The sequence below is a fragment of the Virgibacillus sp. 7505 genome (assembly GCF_002272135.1).
Classification (GTDB): Bacteria; Bacillota; Bacilli; order Bacillales; family Amphibacillaceae; genus Terribacillus.
Genome location: NZ_NPBF01000227.1, coordinates 1 through 254, shown reverse-complemented (window position 1 = coordinate 254; position 254 = coordinate 1). Strand labels below are relative to the sequence as shown.

1 pseudogene is annotated in these 254 nt (G+C 45.7%); it reads right to left on the bottom strand.

Features of this window, described 5'->3' with window-relative positions:
* Positions 1–254, bottom strand: a pseudogene (locus CHH91_RS18725) (RIP metalloprotease RseP); the annotation flags it as partial.

The following is a 254-nucleotide window of genomic DNA, read 5'->3' as shown; positions in this document are numbered from 1 at the left end:
ATCAATTTGATAACGAACAAGTTCGCCAGTGTCTTCGTCAATCGTTTCCACAAACAAGTCATGGACCAAATCAATCCGTTCCACTTGCACGACTTGTGCTTCTGGATGTTTTGACTTGTTGTTGACGATAATTTCCTTAACGGTATCTTTCTCGTCAAGCACCAGTCCAATTTCATAGCCTGGCCGGATCGTTGGCTGCTCAGGCTCTTCGCCTGCCATACGAACATAACCGCCAATCGGCAATAAACGAATGG